General features: G+C 75.0%; 12 protein-coding genes. 10 read left to right on the forward strand and 2 right to left on the reverse strand.

All coding sequences use genetic code 11. The features are described 5' to 3' along the window. Positions 1–120: 120 nt before the first annotated feature. Positions 121–2211, reverse strand: a complete 2091-nt coding sequence (locus tag ACI78S_RS23140; protein WP_456977329.1) for a cation:proton antiporter — start codon at positions 2209–2211, stop codon at positions 121–123. A gap of 291 nt (positions 2212–2502) precedes the next feature. Here ACI78S_RS23140 and ACI78S_RS23145 point away from each other — a divergent pair, with 291 nt between their 5' ends. Then, entirely contained in the window at positions 2503–3342 is an 840-nt protein-coding gene (locus ACI78S_RS23145; RefSeq protein ID WP_456977330.1) for a serine/threonine-protein kinase, read from the forward strand. A 55-nt stretch (positions 3343–3397) separates the two neighbouring features. Here the strand turns inward: ACI78S_RS23145 and ACI78S_RS23150 are convergent, their stop codons facing one another. Next, positions 3398–5275 (reverse strand): protein kinase domain-containing protein, encoded by a 1878-nt coding sequence (locus ACI78S_RS23150; protein WP_456977331.1) that lies wholly within the window; start codon positions 5273–5275, stop codon positions 3398–3400. A gap of 290 nt (positions 5276–5565) precedes the next feature. Here ACI78S_RS23150 and ACI78S_RS23155 point away from each other — a divergent pair, with 290 nt between their 5' ends. The 9 genes from ACI78S_RS23155 to ppdK all read left to right on the forward strand — a co-directional run bounded on the left by ACI78S_RS23155 (position 5566) and on the right by ppdK (position 16759). Then, on the forward strand, positions 5566–6405 hold the full coding sequence (locus ACI78S_RS23155; RefSeq protein WP_456977332.1) for a hypothetical protein: 840 nt from the start codon (positions 5566–5568) through the stop codon (positions 6403–6405). Between the two features lie 100 nt (positions 6406–6505). Next, on the forward strand, positions 6506–6781 hold the full coding sequence (locus tag ACI78S_RS23160; protein WP_456977333.1) for an antibiotic biosynthesis monooxygenase family protein: 276 nt from the start codon (positions 6506–6508) through the stop codon (positions 6779–6781). Positions 6782–6842: 61 nt separating this feature from the next. Next, positions 6843–8267 (forward strand): glycine--tRNA ligase, encoded by a 1425-nt coding sequence (locus ACI78S_RS23165; RefSeq protein WP_456977334.1) that lies wholly within the window; start codon positions 6843–6845, stop codon positions 8265–8267. Positions 8268–8370: 103 nt separating this feature from the next. After that, positions 8371–10062, forward strand: a complete 1692-nt coding sequence (locus ACI78S_RS23170; RefSeq protein WP_456977335.1) for an ABC transporter transmembrane domain-containing protein — start codon at positions 8371–8373, stop codon at positions 10060–10062. Further along, positions 10059–11804, forward strand: coding sequence for an ABC transporter ATP-binding protein (locus tag ACI78S_RS23175; protein ID WP_456977336.1), 1746 nt, complete (start codon positions 10059–10061; stop codon positions 11802–11804). The genes ACI78S_RS23170 and ACI78S_RS23175 overlap by 4 nt, the downstream gene beginning before the upstream one ends. A gap of 79 nt (positions 11805–11883) precedes the next feature. Continuing rightward, positions 11884–13041 carry a tRNA dihydrouridine synthase DusB gene (gene dusB, locus ACI78S_RS23180; RefSeq protein ID WP_456977337.1) on the forward strand — a complete coding sequence of 386 codons (1158 nt, stop codon included), beginning with the start codon at positions 11884–11886 and terminating at the stop codon, positions 13039–13041. Beyond that, positions 13038–13496: an Rv0361 family membrane protein gene (locus ACI78S_RS23185; RefSeq protein WP_456977338.1), complete on the forward strand. Its 459-nt coding sequence runs from the start codon at positions 13038–13040 to the stop codon at positions 13494–13496. Before dusB ends, ACI78S_RS23185 begins: the two co-directional genes overlap by 4 nt. Before the next feature lie 113 nt (positions 13497–13609). Next, positions 13610–13903: a hypothetical protein gene (locus ACI78S_RS23190; protein ID WP_456977339.1), complete on the forward strand. Its 294-nt coding sequence runs from the start codon at positions 13610–13612 to the stop codon at positions 13901–13903. Positions 13904–14068: 165 nt separating this feature from the next. Beyond that, positions 14069–16759, forward strand: a complete 2691-nt coding sequence (ppdK, locus tag ACI78S_RS23195; protein WP_456977340.1) for a pyruvate, phosphate dikinase — start codon at positions 14069–14071, stop codon at positions 16757–16759. Positions 16760–16762 lie beyond the last annotated feature (3 nt).

Raw genomic sequence — 16762 nt, forward strand, 5'->3', positions numbered from 1 at the left:
CGGGTGGCGGGTGCGGGGGGGGGGGGGTCGGGGGGGGGGGCGGGGGCGGCCCGCCCGGGGGGATGCGGCGCCGGGGCCGGGCCGCCCCCCGCCCCCCCCCCCCCCCCCCCCCGGGCGACCTCAGACCGCGCCGGGACCGGCGGCGATCTCCGCCAGCGTCTCCTCCAGGTCGCGGTCGCTGTCGGCGGCCCCGGCGTGCACGGTCAGCACCGGCGTCAGGTCGTGCGCCGTGCCGCCGGCAGCCGTGCCGGCCGGCACGACAAGCAGGGAGGGCAGCACGGCCGGGTCCTCCGGCGCCACGGTCAGCCCGGCCCGGCGCAGCGAGTCGGCCACCGCGGCGGCGCGCCGCTCGGCCCGCCAGCCGCTCCCGCCCCGCAGCTGCAGCGGCGTCGAGCGGCCCAGTGCGGCCTGCGCCGCCTGCCGCAGCGCCGCCCGCCCGTGGGCGTCGCCGTCCTGGACCACCGCCACCGGGCCCTGCGGGGACAGCCCCGGCTGCCCGAGCTCCCCGGACACGACCACCACGCTGCCGGTCAGCGACGCCGGCCAGGGCGCCGGGTCGGTCGCGCCCTCGGCGGTGCCCCAGCCCGCCCGGACGACGACGACGTCGGCGGCGGCGCTGGTGGCGATGTCGGCGATGTCGGTCCACGGCGCGTCGCTGAAGCGGGAGGCGACCGACGCCCGCAGGCTCCGCTGCTCGACCAGGCGGGCGAGGTCGCGCAGCTCCAGCCCGGCCGAGGCCATCAGGGCGAGGTCGGCCCCCAGGCCGCTGGACACCTCCGGCTTCGGGGTGCTGCGGCGCACGGCGCGGGCCACCACGACCTGCCCGGGCGCCTCCCGGCCCACGAGGTCGCAGGCGAGCTGGACGAGGGCGGCGTCCTCCTTCGGGTCGTCGACGACGACGAGCACGGTGTAGGCGTCGCTGAGCCCCAGCGCCTCCCGCTCGGCGGCGGCGATGTCCCGCTCCAGGACGCGTTTGGGGTAGACCACCGACAGCAGCGGCGACGTCATCACCGTCGTCACCACGGCCATGATCACCATGAGGGTGAACATCTCGCCGTCCAGGACGCCGAGCTGGACGCCGATGTTGAGGATCACCAGCTCGGTCAGGCCGCGGGTGTTCATCAGCACGGCGAGGGCGGTGGACTGGCGGCGCGGCACCCGCTGCGCCCGGGCGGCGAGGAACGCGCCGAGGAACTTGCCGGAGATGGCGACGAGCAGGATGAGCACCAGCTCCCACGCCCCGGCCAGGCCGACCGCGCCGATGTCGACTCCGGCCCCGGTGACCACGAAGAAGACCGGGAGCAGCAGCAGGACGCTGACCTGCTCGAGCCGGTCGGTGATGTCGTGGGTGAGCCTGGCCGCGCCCTGCCGCGGCATGATCACGCCGAAGACGAACGCGCCGAAGATGAAGTGGATGCCGATCTCCTCGGCCACCCAGGCGCTGGCCAGGATGCCCACCAGCACCAGCGCCAGCATGTCGGGGGTCAGCCGGCCGAGCCGCTCGTAGCGCGTCACCAGCAGCTTCAGCAGCCGCTTGACGACGGTGAACATCACGATCGCGAAGACCACCGAGAAGCCGAGGATCTGGACCACGCCGGTGAACGAGGTGGCGGAGACGATGGCCACCACGACCGCCAGCAGCGCCCAGGCCAGGACGTCGTCGACGGCGGCGCAGGCGAGCGAGAGCACGCCGGTGGGGACCCGGTGCATGTTCCGCTCGGCCAGGATCCGCGCCAGCACGGGGAACGCGGTGATCGACATCGCCACGCCCAGGAAGAGGGCGAAGGCCAGGAAGGTGACCTGCTCGCCCTCGACGACGTCGTGCCGGCCGTGCAGGTAGCCGGCCAGCAGGAAGCCGAGGCCGAACGGCAGGACGATCGAGGCGAGCGAGACCGAGACGGCGATCTTCTCGCGTCCCCTGATGAACGACAGGTCGACCTCGAGCCCGACCAGGAACATGAACAGAACCAGCCCCAGCTGGGCCAGCACGTTGAGGTAGGGCCGGATGTCCGGCGGGATGAGCAGGGTGTCGAGGTCTCCCGGCAGCGCGCCGAGCAGCGTCGGGCCGAGCAGGATGCCGGCGATGATCTCCCCGACGACGGCCGGCTGGCCGACCTTGACGGCCAGCCGCCCCATGAGCCGGGCGATCAGGATGATCACGGCCAGGTCGATGAAGACGTAGGCGATGATCTCGGGTAGCTCGCGTTCCACTGGGTGCTCCGCCGGGCAGGCGCGCCTGTGCTGCCAGGCGCGGGGTTCTGAGGACGGGCGACCGCCACCGGGCCGCGGGCACGCCGCAGCAGGCGTCGTCCGGGCGCGGATGCTAACGGCGCACGTGCCGCCGTGGTGCGCGCTGCGACACGGCGGGTGCCGATTCGAGCGCCGCGCCCGCGTCGGGCTTCCCCGGCCGGGTGCACGCAGGCAGACTGTGCCGCTGCCGCACCGCGGCAGCCCGGGGCCGGACCCCCGGAAAGCACGTACAGGCAACTGGAGGACATGTCCATGGATCCCGCCGGCCTCGGGGGCTCGGTGCCCGCCCACATCGCGGACTACCAGGTGGTCCGGATGCTCGGCGAGGGCAACCACGGGCGCTTCTACCTGGCCCGCCCGCCCGCCCGGCTGGGACTGCCCGACGAGTTCGTGGCGGTGAAGGTGTTCACCGGCCAGCACAGCGAGCAGGCCTACGAGCGGGGTGTCCGCGAGCTGCGCGCCTTCGCCCAGGTGACCTCGCCGTACCTGGTCAAGGTCTACGACGCGGTGCTGCAGGACAGCTTCCTCTACGCCATGGAGTACCTGCCGCTCGGCTCGCTCGCCGCGCCGGCGCGGCCGCTGTCCCGCGGGGAGGTGCTGCGGGCCGTCGCGCACGCCGCCCACGCCATGCACGCGCTGCACGAGGCGGGCCTGACCCACGGGGACCTCAAGCCGGGCAACATCCTGCTCACCGAGACCGGGGCGAAGCTCTCCGACCTCGGGCTGGCCCGCTACCTCACCCCGGGCGTGACCCTGACCGGCATGGCGAGCGCGGCGTCGGTGGAGTTCCTGGACCCCGCGCTGCTGCGCGGCGACCGCCCCTCGCGGTCCACCGAGGTCTGGTCCCTCGGCGCGACGCTGCACCGGGCGCTCACCGGCACCGGGCTCTACGGCGAGCTGCCCGACAGCGAGCCCCTGCTGGCGATCCGCAAGGTGATGAGCACCGAGCCCACCGTCGCCGCCGGTCTCAGCGGCGAGGAGGCCGCGCTGGTGCGGGCCTGCCTGGCGCCGGTGGGGCAGCGCCCGGCGACCGCCCTGGAGGTGGCGCAGCGGCTGGAGTCGCTGGCCGCGCCGCAGCTGACCAGGTCCTGAGGACCGGCGAGGGCCCCGCTCCGGTGCGGAGCGGGGCCCTCGTCCGTCGTGCGGCTCAGACCACGAAGTCGCTGTTGTCCGGGTCGTTCCACCAGGTCCAGAGGGTGACCAGGCCCTCCTGGCCGCCGCCCTCGATGTAGATGATGCCCTCGGCGCTGGCGTCGTCCTGCGTCCAGATCAGCACCGAGTCCTGGGTGTCCGGGTTGATCCAGCACGACACCTGGCCGGCCCGGCCGCCGGCGGCCGACCACACCCGGTACCCCTGCACGTCCGGGCAGTCCTGCCCCTGGGCCAGCTGGGGGAGGCCGCGGGTCTCCATGTCGGCGAGGAACACGCGGTCGAGCGTCCCCGCGTCCGGGTAGAGGTAGAAGATCGAGACGTCCGGACCGGACGGGGTGATCGCCGGGCCGCACTCCAGCGCGGCGACGTCGCCGTCGCCGGCCAGCGCCCGCGTCGCGCACCGCTCCGGGTCGAAGCCCCGCGGGATGCTGGCCCGCAGCACCTCCTCGTCGGTGGGCTCCGGCGGGCTGGTGCTCGTCGAGGTCGACGTCGAGGTCGAGGTGGACGACGACGAGGTGGTCGGCGGGTTGTCCCCGCCACCGCCGCCGCCGCCGGAGAGGACGACGACCAGCACGACGACGCCCACCACGACGAGCGCGCCGACGCCGAGCAGGATCGGCAGCAGCCGGTTCTTCCCGCCGCCGCCCTGGCCGCCACCGCTCTGGCCGCCAGGGCCACCGGGCCCGGCGGGGCCGCCGGGCCCGCCGGGGAAGGGCGCGCCGGGCTGCCCGGGCGGGCCGTAGCCGCCGGTGGGCGGGCCGAAGCCGCCGGTCGGCTGGCCGTAGCCACCCGCGGGCGCGCCCGGGTCGGACGGCGGGCCGTAGCCGCCGGTCGGTGCGCCGGGGTTCGATGGCGGGCCGTAGCCGCCGGTCGGTGCGCCCGGGTTCGACGGCGGGCCGTACCCGGTGGCGGCGGCCGGCGCGTAGCCGCCGGGCCCGGGGTTGGAGAAACCCACGGTCTGCGGCGGGATGAACGGCATGGGGGTGATCGACGTCGGCGGCGCCGGCGGGGAGGCCACCTCGGGCTTGGGGGTGACCCCGGAGGCGGCCAGCGCCCTGCGGGCGGCCGCGGCGAACTCGCCGGCGCTGCCGTAGCGCTCGTCGGGGTCCTTGGCCAGGCCCTTGAGCACGACGTCGTCCAGCGCCTCCGGCAGGTCGGGGCGCAGCGAGGACGGCTTCGGCGGCTCGGCGTTGAGGTGCGCGTACATGAGCGTGGCCAGGCCGTCGCCGGTGAACGGGCGGCGGCCGGTCAGGCACTCGAACAGCACGCACGCCAGCGCGTAGACGTCGACCCGCTTGTCGGCCGGCTTCTCGAGGAACCGCTCGGGCGCCATGTAGTCGAAGGAGCCCAGGGCCGCGCCGGTCTGCGTCAGCGCCGGACCGGCCTGGTCGGTGGTGGACCGGGCGATGCCGAAGTCGACGAGGTAGACGAACTCGTCGTCGCCCTCGCCGGTGAGCAGCACGTTCGACGGCTTGACGTCCCGGTGGACCAGGCCGTCGGCGTGCGCGGAGTCCAGCGCGCGGGCGGTCTGGCTGATGACCGCCACCGCCCGCTCGGGGCTCATCGGCCCCTCCTGCGCGAGCACCGCGGCCACGTCGCGGCCGGGCACCAGGCGCATGTCGAGGAACAGCCGGCCCTCGATCTCGCCGTAGCGGTGGATGGGCACGATGTGCGGCTCGTTCAGCCGGGCCGCGAGGTGCGCCTCCCGGCGGAACCGCTCGCGGTAGCCCTGGTCGGCGGCGAGGGACTCGGAGAGGACCTTGAGCGCGACCACCCGGTCGTGCTCGGTGTCGAAGGCCCGGTAGACCTCTCCCATGCCGCCGCGACCGAGCAGCGCCTCGATGCGGTAGGGGCCGAACTGTTCCAGCTCCACGCGAAAAACCTCCGTAGCCGCGACCCGGCGCTCCTCGGTGCCGGCGCCCGGGTGCGGTCGTCGGCGGAGTCTAAGGACGGATCCGGTCCGCGACCAGCGCCCCCGTCCCGGCGAGCCGCGCCGCAGGTCGGACCGGGTGCGCACCGCCACCCTCCGGGGGCCGGTGGGGCGTTTCGTGACGGACCCGTGACGATCGGCGCGCGGGAACCGGTAGGCGAGGGGACGGCGCGTCGCTACCTTGGCCGCCGCCATGGGCGGATGCCGCCCTGTACCCGAACGAGAGAAGCACGATGAGCCAGCCTCCAGGTCCCTACGGCGGTCAGTACGGCCAGCCCGGCCCGTACGGTCAGCCCGGTCAGCCCGGCCCCTACGGCCAGCCGGTTGGCCAGCCCGGCCCGTACGGTCAGCCCGGCCCCGGCCAGTACGGCCCTCCCGGCGGCGGGTTCCCGCCCGGCCCTGGTGGGCCCGGCGGCCCCGGGGGCCCCGGCGGCTACGGCGGGTACGGCCAGCCGCCCAAGAAGAGCAGCCCCCTGCCGTGGATCATCCTCGCCGTCGTGGTCGTCCTCGCCGGCGTCGGCGTCCTGCTGTTCTTCCTCCTCGGCGGCGACGACGAGAACACGAACACCGCGAGCTCGACGTCCACCTCGACCTCCACGTCCACCTCGACGTCGGAGAGCACCCCGGACATGTCGATGGACCCCGACGACATGTCCCTGCCCGGTGGCGCCTCCAACCCGCCGCCCACCAACCCGGGCGGCGAGATGACCGAGGAGCCGACCGGCGGCGGTGACAACGGCCAGTTCGCCGGCTCGGGCGACGCCGCCGTGGGCTGGGTGAACCTGATGTTCAACGGCGACTTCACCACGGCGTACGCCTCGCTCTGCCCCGACCTGCAGCAGGTGTTCGCGCAGCTGGCGGCCGAGAACGGCATCACCAACGAGGACGTGCTCTCCGCCGTCTTCTACGAGGGCACCCTCGGCGGCCGCGGCATCGCCGGCGGCGCCGCGACCAGCGTCGAGGCCGGCGACGGCATCGACATCGTCACCTTCGCGCTGGACCTGGACGACGGCAGCACCTACGAGCTGCTCGTCGCCGTCGACCAGAACCTGACGGTGTGCGACTGGCAGTGACGCCCGGCTGACGACGGCCCCCGCACCCCTGCGGTGCGGGGGCCGTCGCGCTGGCTGCGGTCCACCCCTCCACCCCACGAGAGGACGACGGTTGTTCGCGGTGACGCGCCTGCGGGTGCCCGACGACGGGGCCGCCGAGCTGGCCGCGGCCGTGGACGGCCTGCTGGCCGCCCTCGCCGCCCGGCCGGGGTTCCTCGGCGGCGAGATCGGCCGCTGCACCGAGGACGCCGGCCTCTGGGCCCTGCTCACCCGCTGGGAGGGCGTCGGCGCCTACCGGCGGGCGCTCGGGGCGGCGGAGGTCAAGATCGCCGGCGCCCCGGTGTGGGTGCACGCCCTCGACGAGCCGGGCGTCTACGTCGACGACGGGCCGCGCTGACCCGCCGACTACCGTGGACGGGTCAACCCCCCGCCGACCGCCAGCCGGATGGAGCCCCTTCGTGGCCTCGCCCACAGACACGCAGCCCGTCAAGACCAAGACGCACGACCCCGCGCACCTGGACAAGGTGGTGAACCTCTGCAAGCGGCGGGGGTTCGTCTTCCCCTCCGGTGAGATCTACGGCGGCACCCGCTCCGCCTGGGACTACGGGCCGCTGGGCGTCGAGCTCAAGGAGAACATCAAGCGGCAGTGGTGGCGCACCGTCGTCCAGGGCCGCGACGACATCGTCGGCCTGGACTCCTCGGTGATCCTGCCCCGGCAGGTGTGGGTGGCCTCCGGGCACGTCGGCGTCTTCACCGACCCGCTCACCGAGTGCCAGTCGTGCCACAAGCGGTTCCGGGCCGACCACCTCGAGGAGGAGTTCGAGGCGAGGAAGGGGCGGCTGCCGGAGAACGGCCTGGCCGACATCACCTGCCCGAACTGCGGCACGAAGGGCGCGTGGACCGAGCCGCGCGACTTCAACATGATGCTCAAGACCTACCTCGGCCCGGTCGAGGACGAGTCGGGGCTGCACTACCTGCGCCCGGAGACCGCGCAGGGCATCTTCGTCAACTTCGCCAACGTCAGCGGCGCGGCCCGCAAGAAGCCGCCGTTCGGCATCGGCCAGATCGGCAAGTCGTTCCGCAACGAGATCACGCCGGGCAACTTCATCTTCCGCACCCGCGAGTTCGAGCAGATGGAGATGGAGTTCTTCGTCGAGCCGGGCACCGACGCCGAGTGGCACCAGTACTGGATCGACGAGCGCACCCGCTGGTACACCGACCTGGGCATCTCGCCGGACAACCTGCGGCACTACGAGCACCCCAAGGAGAAGCTGTCGCACTACTCGACGCGCACCGTCGACATCGAGTACCGCTTCGGCTTCCAGGGCTCGGAGTGGGGTGAGCTCGAGGGCATCGCCAACCGCACCGACTTCGACCTGAAGACCCACTCGGAGCACTCCGGCGTCGACCTGTCCTACTTCGACCAGGCCACGAACAGCCGCTGGGTGCCCTACGTGATCGAGCCCGCGGCCGGCCTCACCCGCTCCCTCATGGCCTTCCTGATCGAGGCCTACACCGAGGACGAGGCGCCCAACACCAAGGGCGGCGTCGACACCCGCACCGTGCTGCGGCTGGACCCGCGCCTGTCGCCGGTCAAGGCCGCGGTGCTGCCGCTGTCGCGCAACGCCGACCTCTCGCCGAAGGCGCGCGACCTGGCCGCGAAGCTCCGGCAGAGCTGGAACGTCGACTTCGACGACGCCGGCGCGATCGGCCGCCGCTACCGCCGCCAGGACGAGATCGGCACCCCGTTCTGCCTCACCGTCGACTTCGACACCCTCGAGGACGACGCGGTGACCGTGCGGGAGCGCGACACGATGACGCAGGAGCGCATCGGGCTCGACCAGGTGGAGGGCTACCTCAAGCAGCGCCTGCCCGTCTGCTGACCTCCCGCCCCTGGAGCGGCGCCCTGGCGCGGCTCCAGGGGCACCCGCCCGGGTCGCCCCACCTCGCCGCCGTCGCCGGCGGGCCGTCGGGGATGCTGGCCGGGTGGGGACGACGGGGGAACCGCCGGAGGCGCTCCCGCGCAGCGGCGGCCGGCTGCTGCTGCGCACCCTGCGCCGGCACCGCGGGCGGCTCGCGCTCTCGGTGCTGCTGCTCAGCCTCTGGCAGCTGTGCGAGGCGCTCGTCCCGGTGCTCATCGGCGTCGTCGTCGACCGGGCGGTCGAGACCGCCGACGCCGGCGCGCTGCTGCGCTGGCTCGGCGGGCTGGCCGCGCTGTTCGTCGTCCTGAGCCTCGCCTACCGGTTCGGCTCCCGGACCGCCGTGCGGGCGATGCAGGAGGAGATGCACGCGCTGCGCATGGAGATCGCCGACCGGGTGCTGCACCCGCGGGGCGTGCGCACCGACCTGCTGCCCGGCGAGACCCTGTCGCTGGCCACGTCCGACGCCGAGTCGGTCGGCAACGTGCTGCACCAGGTCGCGTTCACCGTCGCCTCGCTGGTCTCGCTGGTCACCGGCGCGGTCGTGCTGGTCCGGGCCGACGTCGTGGTCGGGCTGGTCGTGCTCGCCGGGGTGCCGGCGGTGGTCGCCGCGACCCTGCTGCTCGCCCCGCGGATCGAGCAGCGCAGCGGCGAGCACCAGGCGGCGGTGGCCCGCGCCACCGGGGTGGCCACCGACCTCGTGCGCGGCCTGCGGCCGCTCAAGGGCATCGGGGCCGAGGACGCCGCCGCGGCGCGGTTCCGCGCCGAGAGCCGCCGGGCGCGGACGGCGAGCATCGCGATGGCGCGCTCGGTCGGCGCGCTGTCGGGCCTGTCCGTCGCGCTCGGCGGGCTGCTGCTCGCGGCCGTGGCCCTGCTCGCCGGGCGGGCCGCGCTGGCCGGCGACGTCGGCACCGGCGAGCTGATCGCGATCGTCGGGCTGGCGGCCTTCCTGGCCGGGCCGATCCAGTGGCTGGGGGAGCTGGGCGCCCAGGCGGCCACCTCGCGGGCCTCGGCCGGGCGGATCGTGGCGTTCCTGGCCGGCCCGCCGCTGGTGGCCGCCGGGGACCGCACCGACCCGGCCGACCCGCCGGAGCTGACGCTGGAGCTGGCCGGCCGGGTGGTGACCGCGACGCCGGGGGAGCTGCTCGCGGTGGTGGTCGACGACCCCGCGGTGGCCCGCGACCTGGTGGCCCGGCTGCGGGGCGAGGCCGGGGACGGCGTCGTCCTGGGCGGGGTGCCGCTGCTCGAGCTGTCCACGGCCGCCGCGCGCGAGCGGCTGCTGGTCACCGACGGCCGCATCGACCTGTTCGAGGGCACCCTCCGCGCGGCCGTCGACCCGCGGGGCCGGCTCGACGACGGCGAGCTGACGCAGGTGCTGGAGGCCTCGGCGGCCACCGACGTCGTCGCGCTCGACGCCGCCGGCCTGGAGCAGCCCGTGGCGGTGGACGGCGCCGGCTGGTCGGGCGGCCAGCGGCAGCGGATCGCGCTGGCGCGGGCGCTGGCCACCGGCGCGCCGGTGCTGGTCATGGCCGAGCCGACCAGCGCCGTCGACGCGGTGACCGAGCAGCGGATCGCCCGGGGGCTGCACGCCTTCCGGCACGGCGACCACGGCCGGCGCACCACCGTGCTGCTCACGGGCAGCCCCGCCCTGCTCGCGCAGGCCACCCGCGTGCTGTTCGTCGCGGGCGGGCAGCTGCGCGAGGGCCGGCACGCCGACCTGCTGCACGACCCGGCGTACCGGGCGCTGGTGGCCCGGTGACCGCCGCGACCCGGCCGCTGCTCCCGGTCGCCGGCCGCCGCGCGACCGCCCGCCTGACCTGGCAGCTGGCCCGCACGCGCCGCGGGGTGCTGGGCCTCGCGCTGGCCGCGTTCACCGCCGTCGGGCTGGCCGGGCTGGTGGGGCCGTGGATGCTCGGCCGCATCGTCGACGCGGTGGCGGCCGGCGACGCGGGCCCGGTGACCACGTCGGCGGTCGCCATCGCCGTCGCCGCCGTGGTGGGCGGGGCCGGCACGGCCGCCTCGATAGCCCTGCTCGCCCGGGCCGGGGAGCCCGTGCTGGCCGAGCTGCGCGAGCGGGTGCTCGACCGGGCGGTGCACCTCGACGCCGGTGAGATCGAGCGGGGCGGGGCCGGCGACCTGCTCTCGCGCGTCGGCGACGACGTCCGCTCGGTGGCCCGCTCGCTCGTCGACGCCGTCCCGCTGCTGGTCGACTCGCTGCTGGCCGTCGTCCTCACCGCGGCCGGGCTGTTCGCGCTGGACTGGCGGCTCGGCCTGGCCGGGCTGGTCGCCGCGCCGCTGTACGCCGCGGCCAGCCGGTGGTACCTCGGACGCTCGGGGCCGATGTACCTGCGCGAGCGCGCCGCCAACGGGGAGCGCGCCCAGGCCCTGGTCACCGGCCTGCAGGGGGCGGGCACGCTGCGCGCGCTGCGCCTGGAGGCCGACCACCGGGGCCGCATCGAGGCCGCCTCGCGCGGGGCTCTGACCCTGACGATCGACGTCTTCCGGCTGCTGACCCGGTTCTTCGGCCGCAACAACCGCACCGAGTTCGTCGGCCTGGCCGCCGTCCTGCTGGCCGGGTTCTGGCTGGTCCGGGCCGACGAGGTCACCGTCGGCGCGGTCACCGCGGCCGCGCTGTACTTCCACCGGTTGTTCAACCCCGTCGGCGCGCTGCTGCTGGTGCTCGACGAGGTGCAGTCGGCCGGCGCCTCGCTCGCCCGCCTGGCCGGGGTCGCGCTGCTGCCGGAGCCACCCCCGGCGAGCGGGGCCGAGCCGGTCGGCCGCGACCTGGTGCTGTCCGGCGTCTCCTACGCGTACGTGCCGGGACGTCCGGTGGTGCGGGACGTGACCCTGCGGCTGGCGGCGGGGGAGCGCGTCGCCGTCGTCGGGGCCACCGGCGCGGGCAAGACGACCCTCGGCCGGCTCGCCGCCGGACTGCTGGCGCCGACCGCCGGCACGGTCACCTTCGGCGGCGTGCCGCTGGGCGCGCTGGGCCGGGAGCGGCTGCGGCGCCGCATCGCCGTCGTCACCCAGGAGGTGCACGTCTTCGCCGGCACGGTGCGCGACAACCTCACGCTGGCCCGCCCGGGGGCCACCGACGACGAGCTGGGCGCCGCGCTGGCGGCCACGGGCGCGCTGCCGTGGGTGCGGGCGCTGGCCGACGGCCTCGACACGGTCGTCGGCGAGCACGGCGAGGCGCTGACGCCGGCGCAGGCGCAGCACCTGGCGCTCGCGCGGGTGGTGCTCGCCGACCCCGCGGTCGTGGTGCTCGACGAGGCCACCGCCGAGGCCGGCTCGGCCGGCGCGCGCGACCTGGAGCAGGCCGCGGCCGCCGCGGTGCGGGGCCGCTCGGCGCTGACCGTGGCGCACCGGCTCACCCAGGCCCGCTCGGCCGACCGCGTGCTCGTGATGGACGACGGCCGGGTGGTGGAGGCCGGCACCCACGACGAGCTGGTGGCCGCCGGCGGCCGCTACGCCGCCCTGTGGTCCGCCTGGGAGGGCTGAGCCCGGGCTCTCGGTCCCGAAGGCCCGGGCACCTCCGGGCCTTTCGGTACCGGAAGCCCCGCCACCTACCCTGGGTGGTGTGACGACGACGCTCGAGCCGACGACGGCGATCGCGCCGCTGCGGCTGGGCGGGCTCACCGTCGACCCCGCCGTCGTCCTCGCGCCGATGGCCGGCATCACCAACCCGGCGTTCCGCACGCTGTGCCGCGAGTTCGGCGCCGGCCTCTACGTCTGCGAGATGATCACCACGCGGGCGCTGGTCGAGCGCAACGAGAAGACGCTGCAGATGGTCCGGGCCACGCCCGACGAGAAGGACGCCTTCTCGGTGCAGCTCTACGGCGTCGACCCGGCCACCGTCGGCCGGGCGGTCGAGATGCTCGTCGACGAGGCCGTCGCCGGCACCCGCCCGGCGCACATCGACCTCAACTTCGGCTGCCCGGTGCCCAAGGTCACCCGCAAGGGCGGTGGCTCGGCGCTGCCGTGGCGCCGCCGGCTGTTCGAGAACATCGTCCGCGCCGCGGTCGCCGCCGCCGGCGACGTACCGGTCACGGTGAAGACCCGCGTCGGCATCGACGCCGACCACCACACCTACCTCGAGGCCGGCCGGATCGCCGAGGACGCCGGGGCGGCCGCGATCACCCTGCACGGCCGCACCGCCGACCAGCTCTACAGCGGGACGGCGGACTGGTCGCACATCGCCCGGCTGGTCGAGACGGTGCGCATCCCGGTGCTCGGCAACGGCGACGTCTGGGAGGCCGGCGACGCGCTGCGCATGGTCGCCGAGACCGGGTGCGCCGGCGTCGTCATCGGCCGGGGCTGCCTGGGCCGGCCGTGGCTGTTCGGCGACCTCGCCGCCGCGTTCGCCGGGTCGCCGTCGCGCCGGCTGCCCACCCTGCGCGAGGTCGCGGCGGTCATGCTGCGGCACGCCGAGCTGCTGTCGGCGGAGCAGGGCGAGCGGCACGGCTGCACCGACTTCCGCAAGCACGTGGCCTGGTACCTCAAGGGGTTCTCGGTCGGCTCCGACGTCCGCCGGGCGCTGGCCGTGGTCAGCGGGCTCGACGAGCTCGCCGGCCTGCTCGACCGCATCCCCGAGCAGCCCTACCCGGTCGAGGTCCTCGGCGCCCCCCGCGGGCGCACCAGCCCACCGCGGCCGGTGGCGCTGCCGGAGGGCTGGCTGGCCGACCGCGACGACCCTCGCCCCCCGGCGGGCGCGGAACTGGAGGTGAGCGGCGGGTGAGCACCGGCCCGTACCTGTACGACGAGGGCCCGGAGCCCCTGCACACCGGCACCGCCCGCAACCGGCGCGGCCTGCTGGTCGGCATCCTCGCCGCCACCGTGCTCGTCGCGGTCGCCGCCGCGCTGGCGCTGCCGCTGGTCAAGGGCTCGGCGTCCGAGCAGGCCCGGGAGGTGGCCGGAGTCTTCGTCGCCGCCCTCCAGCAGGACGACGTCGAGACCGCCTACGGGCTGCTGTGCGCCGGCGAGCGGGCCCGGGTGGCGCCGGAGGCGCTGGCGGACGAGTACCTCCTCCCCGGCACCGGCGAGGTCGTGGAGGCCAGCGACGACGAGGTCGCCGGCGAGCCGGCGCAGCGGGTCGAGGTGGCGTGGACCGAGGGCGGCGCCACCGCCGCCACCACCTTCCTCACCGTCGTCAACGAGGGCGGCGCCAAGGTCTGCGGGACGTCGGCCGGCTGAAGCCCGCGACCCGATCGGTGGGTCGGGGCCGAGTGCCTTCCTCGCGGCGGGTCGGCCTGCCACACTCGCGGCCGGTCCGGAACCGTTCCCGGGCCTGCTCGAGAGGAAGTCAGTTGTCCCAGCCGCCGTACCCGCCCGCCGCCGCCCCGCAGGGCCCCGGTCTCGCGCCGCCGTCCCCGGCCACCCCGCCGCCGGCCGCGCCGACGCAGGTGGGCTTCCCCGGCCAGTTCCTGGCGGCCCAGCCCCAGTACGCCGCGCCGCCGCAGCCGGCTGAGTACGCCACCGGCTTCCCCAACTACGTCTCGCCGCCGCCGTCGCCGAAGAACCAGACGTCGGCGATCGTCGGCGCGGCCGTCTGCCTCGCCGTCCTCCTCTTCGCCGTCATCGGGTTCGTCCTGGTCGCCTGACCCGCCCCGCCCGGGTGATCCGCGTCACCCGGGCTCGCGGTCCCGGCACGTCGTCGGCCACGATCACCCCGACATCCTCGACAGGACGTCCAAGACGTCTACGGTTTCCCGCGCTCGTGCACCACGATGGACCGCGGGAGCCGACCGAGTGCGGAGGTGCGCATCGTGAAGTGGGTCTACGACTTCAGCGAGGGCAACAAGGACCAGAAGGACCTGCTCGGCGGCAAGGGCGCGAACCTCGCCGAGATGACCAACCTCGGGCTGCCCGTCCCGCCCGGGTTCACGATCACCACCGACGCCTGCCGCCACTACCTCGAGCACGGTGAGCCGCCGGCCGGGCTCGTCGACCAGGTCACCGAGCACCTGACCGCCCTCGAGAAGGCGATGGGCAAGACGCTCGGGGACCCGTCGGACCCGCTGCTGGTCTCGGTCCGCTCCGGCGCCGCGGCGTCGATGCCCGGGATGATGGAGACCGTCCTCAACGTCGGCCTCAACGACGAGTCGGTGCAGGGCCTGGCCGCGCAGTCGGGCAGCGAGCGCTTCGCCTGGGACTCCTACCGGCGGCTGATCCAGATGTTCGGCAAGACCGTCCTGGGCATCGAGGGCGAGCTGTTCGACGACGCCCTCGACGAGGTCAAGCGCGAGCAGGGCACCGAGCTCGACCTGGATCTCGACACCGAGCACCTGCGCGACGTCGTCGGCCGGTTCAAGGCGATCGTCCGCGAGCACACCGGCCGCGACTTCCCGCAGGACCCGCGCGAGCAGATGGACCTGGCGATCAACGCCGTCTTCGACAGCTGGAACTCGCCGCGCGCCATCCTCTACCGCCGCCGCGAGCGCATCCCCGGCGACGCCGGCACCGCGGTCAACGTCGTGGCGATGGTCTTCGGCAACCTCGGGATGGACTCCGGCACCGGCGTGGCGTTCACCCGCGACCCGGGCAGCGGCGAGCAGGGGGTCTACGGCGACTACCTGCAGAACGCCCAGGGGGAGGACGTCGTCGCCGGCATCCGCAACACCGTGCCGCTGACCGAGCTCGAGCAGCTGGACAAGGGCGCCTACGACGAGCTGATGGCGATCATGGCGCGGCTCGAGGGCCACTACCGCGACCTGTGCGACATCGAGTTCACCGTCGAGCGGAACAAGCTGTGGATGCTGCAGACCCGCGTGGGCAAGCGCACCGCGGCCGCGGCGTTCCGGATCGCCACGCAGCTGGTCGACGAGGGCCTCATCGACATGGACGAGGCCGTGCGGCGGGTCACCGGCGAGCAGCTGGCGCAGCTGATGTTCCCGCGGTTCGTCTCCGGCGGCGACGCCCGCCAGCTCACCCAGGGCATGAACGCCTCGCCCGGCGCGGCGGTGGGCAAGGCCGTGTTCTCCTCGGAGCGGGCCGTGGAGGAGGCGCAGAAAGGGGAGAAGGTCGTCCTGGTCCGCCGGGAGACCAACCCCGACGACCTCTCCGGGATGATCGCCGCCCAGGGCGTGCTCACCAGCCGCGGCGGCAAGACCTCGCACGCGGCGGTCGTCGCCCGCGGCATGGGCAAGACCTGCGTCTGCGGCGCCGAGGAGCTGCAGGTCGACACCAAGGCCGGGAAGTTCACCGCGCCCGACGGCACCGTGGTGGAGGAGGGCGACGTCATCTCGATCGACGGCTCCACCGGCCGCGTCTGGCTGGGCGAGGTGCCGGTCGAGCCGTCGTCCGTCGTCCGCTACTTCGAGGGCGAGCTCGACCCCGACGCCGAGGACGCCGACGACCTCGTCCGCGCCGTCCACCGGATCCTCACCCACGCCGACGAGGTGCGGCGGCTGGGCGTGCGCACCAACGCCGACACCCCGGAGGACTCCGCGCGCGCCCGGCGCTTCGGCGCCCGCGGCATCGGGCTGTGCCGGACCGAGCACATGTTCCTCGGCGACCGGCGGCAGCTGGTGGAGAAGCTGATCCTGGCCGAGGGCGACCAGGAGCGGCAGGCCGCGCTCGACGCGCTGGAGCCGATGCAGAAGCAGGACTTCACCGAGATCTTCGAGGCGATGGACGGCCTGCCGGTGACGGTGCGGCTGCTCGACCCGCCGCTGCACGAGTTCCTGCCCGACCTCACCGACCTGTCGGTGCGGGTGGCCGTCGCCGAGGCCGAGGGGCACCACGACGAGGGGCAGCTGCGCCTGCTGGCCGCCGTCCGCCGGCTGCACGAGTCCAACCCGATGCTGGGCCTGCGCGGGGTGCGGCTGGGGCTGGTCGTGCCCGGCCTGTTCGCGATGCAGGTGCGGGCCATCGTCGAGGCGGCCTGCGAGCGGAAGAAGGCCGGCGGCGACCCGCGGCCGGAGGTGATGATCCCGCTGGTCGGGGCGGTGCAGGAGCTGGAGGCGATCCGCGAGGAGTCGGAGAAGGTGATCGCCGACATCTGCGCCGAGCACGGCGTGGACCTGCAGGTGCCGATCGGGACGATGATCGAGGTGCCGCGGGCGGCGCTGACGGCGGGGGAGATCGCCCAGTCGGCCGAGTTCTTCTCCTTCGGCACCAACGACCTGACCCAGATGACCTGGGGCTTCTCCCGCGACGACGTCGAGGCGGCGTTCTTCCACGCCTACCTGGACAAGGGCATCTTCGGCATCTCGCCGTTCGAGTCGCTCGACCGCGACGGCGTCGGCCGGCTGGTGCGCATCGGCGTGGAGGGCGGCCGGAGCGCACGGCCGGACCTCAAGCTCGGCATCTGCGGCGAGCACGGCGGCGACCCCGACTCCGTGCACTTCTTCCACGAGGTGGGGCTGGACTACGTCTCCTGCTCGCCGTTCCGCGTGCCGGTGGCGCGGCTGGAGGCCGGTCGGGCGGCGCTCGGCGCGGAGAGCGCGGGCAGCTGACGC

It is taken from the genome of Geodermatophilus sp. SYSU D00815, assembly GCF_054050035.1.